Below are 5,665 nucleotides of genomic sequence, written 5' to 3'. Positions count from 1 at the left end.
TCTGTCATTTTGTCAGCTGCAGAGTCGTTATCTTCAACTGTCATATTGTCATCTGCAGAGTCTTTGTCTTCAACTGTCATATTGTCAGCTGGAATGTCTGCAGCTACATCTTCGGTTTGAGTTCCATTTTCGTCTGCTACTGGAGCCTGGTCAGTCACTTCTTCTTGAGATCCATTTTCTGCTGTTGTGTCAGCATTCTTGTCAGAACAGCCGGCTGCAAAGACAACAGCACTAATGACAAGGAGCATTGCCATAATCTTTAACATTTTTTTCATTAATAATACCTCTAAAGTTCTCTTCCTTTTTTACACCCAGCTCATATAAAATTATGAGATTTTCATATGAGATATTTATGCATGACCAGTCAATAACATTAAAACTTTTCGATTTGATAAAAGAATAATGCCGCAAAATGGTTTATTTGGTTAGAATATATACACCATCTTGAATATTCTTAGTACTATTTAAATTATAAAACTCCTGAAAACATATTAATTTTCAAACTATATTAAATAAATTTAATAAGGAGAATAAATGTATAAACTGTTAGAAAAAAATAACCATTCAGCGGGAAAAAAGTATTTAAATTGGATGTAGTATTCCTCTGAAAGGAAGCGCAAACCTGTTAACAACAGGTTTGGACAAGATCTGAAAGCAGTCTGAGGATAAAATCTGAAAAATTACAAAACTCTTAAACGTTGCGGTACGGCTCAAAAAGAATTCAAAAATTCCCTGTTCATAGGTTATGCCAGCCCTGTGAAAAGTGAAGCTGAGGCAAAAACCTTCATAAAAGGTATAAAGGAATTGCACCGCGATGCAAACCATAATGTTTCGGCTTATTTTATAAAAGAAAAAAACTCTTTTGCTATTAAATATGATGACGACGGAGAGCCTGCGGGCAGCTCAGGAAAGCCTGTTTTTAAAATACTCGAATCAAAAGAAATTATGAACGCGACTGTGGTCGTGACCCGGTATTTTGGAGGAATAAAACTGGGTTTTGGAGGACTCTCAAGAGCATACCGGGATACGGCACTCTCTGCTATTGAAGAAGCAGAAATTATTGAAGTTTTCGAGCAGGTCAGATTAGGAATACGTCTGGGATATGCAGAAAGTCAGAAAGTAAGAAACCTGATAGAGAAATATGCAGTAATCCAAGAAGAAACGTATTCGGATACAGTGGAATTCATCATCCTTGTAAGAAAGGATCTTGAAGATGAATTTATTAGAAAAATAATAGATCAGACAAAAAATAAGTTAATGTTTGAAAGGTTTTAACTTCATCAATCAAGTTTGCACTCAAACCAGATACTGAAGAAATAAAAGAAACTAAGATAAAAAAGGAAAAAGTTGAAACCACAGAGAAGTCAGCCCTTAATATAAAACCACAGAGAATTAAGCTTTTAATATTTTTCTGCGACTCGACCCTTCTTGCGGCATTATCTTGGTGTAACTATAACGCTGAGAATAATTTACACCTTCACAATTCAAGATCTCTTATGTGGCGCTCGTACTGTTCTTCCCAGGCCGGAGCAGTTATGCAGACCTGCTTGAGATTTCCACGGAACCAGAACCTTTTTCCCGCAGGCACGACAACTACATCTCCGGCTTGGGCCTCAAATTCTCTGTCCTCAACGATCCAGACCCCGCTGCCTTCAAGGATATAATATATAAAATCGCTTTTTTCATGCAGGAACTCTTCTGTGTGCCCTTTTTGCGTTTCCTGATAGAGTACACCGGCATTTTCGGATTCGGCTTTAGTGGTGTAGATTCTCATTTTCACTCCTTTTTTCTCAATTACTGCCGCATCCTCAGGCTTGAAAACCACATGCTTGGATTCAGTAGAGCCAGCAGAGCATAACTCTGGATGAGAGCTTTCTTTAAGAGAACTAACAAGGAGAAGATTTTTCTCAAATCCGCCCTTTTCGTGTTTTTTTCGCTGCCTTATTGTTTCAAGTTCTGCTTTTGAAGACCCTCTCAGTTCTGCTATTCTATAAATTACCTCAAGCAGGTCTGCAAGCTCTTCAAGCTCTTTGCTTTCGAGATACTCCTGTAGTTCCTCCTCGAGCTTATTTTCAAGCTCAGGAAGAAAACTGGAGTCTGAAAGCTCACGGATCATACATTCCCTGCCTGAAAGTTTGAGAATTTCAGGTATAAGATCCCGAACTGCTTTTGAATTATTTTTTGTCATAATTTTGCCCGGTCACAGGAATTTGTGTTTAAGTTTAGCCGATTAGTGATTAAGCTCTAAAATAAAACAAAGAAGGTTTACTGTAAGAAGTAATCATCTCTTGCTCTGACAAGTGCCTTTATATTCTCAAGTGGAGTATGTGGAGCAAGTCCACAACCTGGAGCAAGGATATCAATTCCATCTTCAAGGCAGGCAGTAGCTTCAATGAGAACTGCTTCAGGCCCTTTTGCGAGCAGAGTATCGGATGGAGAAATATTTCCTATAAGCCGTACCCGATCGCCTATAGCCGCTTTTGCAGAACTTACATTTACTTTTTCTTCAACGCTTACCCCGTCAAAACCTGTATCTCCGAGAGAATTAAGAACGGCTGTGGCGTCGCCACACATGTGAAGGACTTTCAAGCCTTTTACTTTCCTGCAAAATTTCCTGTAAAGGGGAAAGACCGATTCTTCGAACATCTGAGGGGAAATAATATCAGGCCCGGCTTCGGAATCTATAAGGGTTATGGCATTTGCGCCTCTTTCAAGCAGGCCATTGGCATATTCTATGCAGGCATCGTTAAGAACTCCCATTAGTTCCTCAACAACTTCAGTATCCTTCACAAACCATGTAATATAATTTTTTATTCCGGCAAGCATGAAGGCAAGTCCAGCAGGGCCAACAACCCCTGCAACAACAGGCACCGTCTCTCCTACTTTTTCATTCAGAATTTCAACTGCTTCCAGGACTACTGAGGTCCGCCTGCTCTCAAGAAGAGAATCCGGAACCATTATATTCTTCACATCTTTCTTGTTTTTGCAGGGGAAATCCGTTATATAAGGCTGCATATCTATACTTCCTTCGTCTACTGCGCAGCCAAGGGTCTCTGCAAGTACGGTAATGTCGAAAGGACAGCGTACATTCTCAAATCCTGCAATCTCATACCCGGCAAGTGCAAGTGCAGCCATCTTATCGGCATTGAAATTTGCCTGGGGCCAGTATGCTCCAGTCGTTTCCATTAGTTCTACAGTGCCTGTCTGAGTTACGGAACAGACAGGGATAATGTCTACAGCCTCTCCTTTGAGTGCCTTTTCAAATCTATCTCTCAGGGTAAATTGACTCATTTTTATCACCAGAATGTAATTATCGGCTAAAGAATATGCTTTTGAGAGAATATATTCAGAGAAACAATGTATTGAAACAAAGATATAAAAATATATGAATGAAAAAACTCACAGAGATTAAATACTCACAGAAATTAAATACTCACAGAGATTAAATACTCACAGAGATTAAATAAAATAAGTTAGTAAGCTAAAAATATATATGGAGTAATAATCGGTTCCAGTGAAAAAAACAGAAGAAATAATGGGCATAATGGTGAGAACAGTATTAGAAATATATTGATGTTAAATATGATGTAAAAAGTTAGGATGATATACAAAATAATGGGAAAATTTGAGTGATGTACAAGATAATGGGAAAATTTGGATGATGTTGAGATGATGCAAAAAATATGGGTTTCAGCTGAATTGAGATACTTAAAAATCCCGCATTTTATTGATAAGTTTTTACTCTCCAGTTACTAGAGGGCACTATAATTTCAAATCTTGCACCTGTTCCTTCAGTTCCGGTTTCTTTAATCTCCATGCCTGTAATGGATAGAATACCTTTAACAAGGAAAAGCCCAAGTCCTGTATTTTTCCCTATGGATTTTTGAAAAATCAGCTCTTTCATTTCAGAAGAAACTCCTATACCATCATCTTTTACCTCAATTACAAGATTGTCATCAACCCTGCGTGAACTAACACTAATTTCAGTTACGTGCTCTCCATGTGACCCTGCGTTGTCAAAGAGATTGTAAAAAGCTTTTTTCAGCAGTGGATCAGCATAGATTTCCACTCTGCTTTCCTCAATAGAAAACTTCAAGCTCTGACCAGAGAAGGGAAAAGCTGCTTCTCTTGCTGTATTACTTACGGATTGCCAGATCGGAGAAACTACTCCGAGTTCCTGGTAGTCTTTGGTGAAAACAATCTGGCTGTGGATTGTTTCAATACCTTTATTGAGATTTTTCAGATACTTCACTATTCGGGGATCATTCTTGACATTTTCAGGAAGAGTTTCAGAAATTAGTTCGGTGTACCCGGAAAGTACATTCACCTGGTTAAGAATATCATGTCTGGTAATGTTGCTCATGAGGTTTATCTTCTTATTAGCCTGTTTCAGATCCTCTTGATACCTATATGTTTCAGTAGTGTCATGCATCATTAGTAGCCTGCCTTCTTCATCATCTTTTGTTAGAAGGGTGCTGACACTAAGAGTAAAAAGTTTTGTTTCAAGCCCGTTCTTCAAGAAAATTTCTTTGTTGAAATTGCCCTCATGAGCTTCACTCTGAAGCATTTGTACTTCATTCCCAAAAAGCTCATTTAATTTTCTCCCGAGAACCTCCTTTTTTGTTTTTTCTGCCAGTTCAAGAGCAGCCTTATTGATATCTACTATGGTATCTGAAAGGTCTACTACGATATATCCATCATTCATGGATTCGATTACGTTTTCTCTAGCAATCGGAATAATGTTAAGGAACTCATGCTGCATGATACCCCAGAAGAGAATCAAACCTGTAATTGTAAATGCAAAAGGAGTCGGGTCAAGGAATGCAAAAGGACCTACATCCGCTATATGAAGAATATTCCCCAGAACTGGAATACAGGCTGCCGTTAGAGCAATTGCTGCCTGAGCCCTGTAGGGTGCAGTTAGATGGACAAACTGATTGAAGAAGAAGAAAATTCCAAGAAAAATTAGAATAAAAGAATAGATATAAAATATCCAGAAAAAAGGCCCGTGTATGAGCACAAGAAGAGGAAATCCCCTTGAGACGTCCAGGTAATAACCTGAAAAATACATTCCGTGAGAGCTATTTGTAAGCATCAGAAGGATTATGAGAAAAGGCATTATGAAAAATTCTTTCTGATATTTCCTTATGAATTCCTTACGTACCCCTGAGTATTCCGATGCAAATAAAAACCATGCTACTGGAGCAAATGCCATCCCAATATACTCGAGACGGGCAAAGAGATATTTGAGCTTGATATCCATGAATCCGACCTCAAAGGCATAATTAACGGACCATAGAGACATGCTTAGCATAATAAGTATGAAATATTTTGAGAAATCCATCCTGCGGTACTTGAAGGCTTTGTTAGCTTTGATCGCAAGCAAAGTCGACATAACTCCTGAAAAAATGAATGCTCCCATGTAGGGGAACGCAGCGGCGGGAATTAGCAGGCTGATAGGCTTACCTTCTTATGAATTACTGTCAGGCAGATAGGGATAGTTAAGCGAAAGAAGTTAAAAAACATAAAATGTTCTAATAATTACACAAGGCCCAAATATATAAATTTATGTATTAAGTGAGGAAGCCCACAAACTGTTATTACTAGAACATTACTTTTGAAAGCAGATGGGAAAGATTGAGTCAGAAAAATGAGAAAGAATTAC

4 protein-coding genes and 1 pseudogene are annotated in these 5,665 nt (G+C 38.3%); 1 reads left to right on the top strand and 4 read right to left on the bottom strand.

What is annotated here, in order from left to right; translation table 11 throughout:
* Positions 1–275, bottom strand: a pseudogene (locus A9239_RS05095) (hypothetical protein); the annotation flags it as partial.
* Positions 276–672: 397 nt separating this feature from the next.
* On the opposite strand from A9239_RS05095, the gene A9239_RS05090 reads away from it, so the two are divergent.
* Complete coding sequence (locus A9239_RS05090; protein WP_048121787.1) at positions 673–1,275, top strand: YigZ family protein; 603 nt, start codon at positions 673–675, stop codon at positions 1,273–1,275.
* A gap of 202 nt (positions 1,276–1,477) precedes the next feature.
* On the opposite strand, the gene A9239_RS05085 is transcribed toward A9239_RS05090, so the two are convergent.
* From A9239_RS05085 to A9239_RS05075, 3 genes are all read right to left on the bottom strand, one after another.
* Complete coding sequence (locus A9239_RS05085) at positions 1,478–2,188, bottom strand: cupin domain-containing protein (protein ID WP_048121789.1); 711 nt, start codon at positions 2,186–2,188, stop codon at positions 1,478–1,480.
* Between the two features lie 77 nt (positions 2,189–2,265).
* Positions 2,266–3,291 (bottom strand): methylcobamide:CoM methyltransferase MtaA, encoded by a 1,026-nt coding sequence (mtaA, locus tag A9239_RS05080; RefSeq protein ID WP_048121791.1) that lies wholly within the window; start codon positions 3,289–3,291, stop codon positions 2,266–2,268.
* A gap of 433 nt (positions 3,292–3,724) precedes the next feature.
* Positions 3,725–5,422: a histidine kinase N-terminal 7TM domain-containing protein gene (locus A9239_RS05075; protein WP_048156256.1), complete on the bottom strand. Its 1,698-nt coding sequence runs from the start codon at positions 5,420–5,422 to the stop codon at positions 3,725–3,727.
* Between the last annotated feature and the right edge of the window lie 243 nt (positions 5,423–5,665).

The organism is Methanosarcina sp. A14, assembly GCF_001729375.1.
GTDB lineage: Archaea > Halobacteriota > Methanosarcinia > Methanosarcinales > Methanosarcinaceae > Methanosarcina > Methanosarcina barkeri.
The sequence above is the reverse complement of the archived record's forward strand: the minus strand, read 5'-3'. Positions and strand labels throughout refer to the sequence as shown.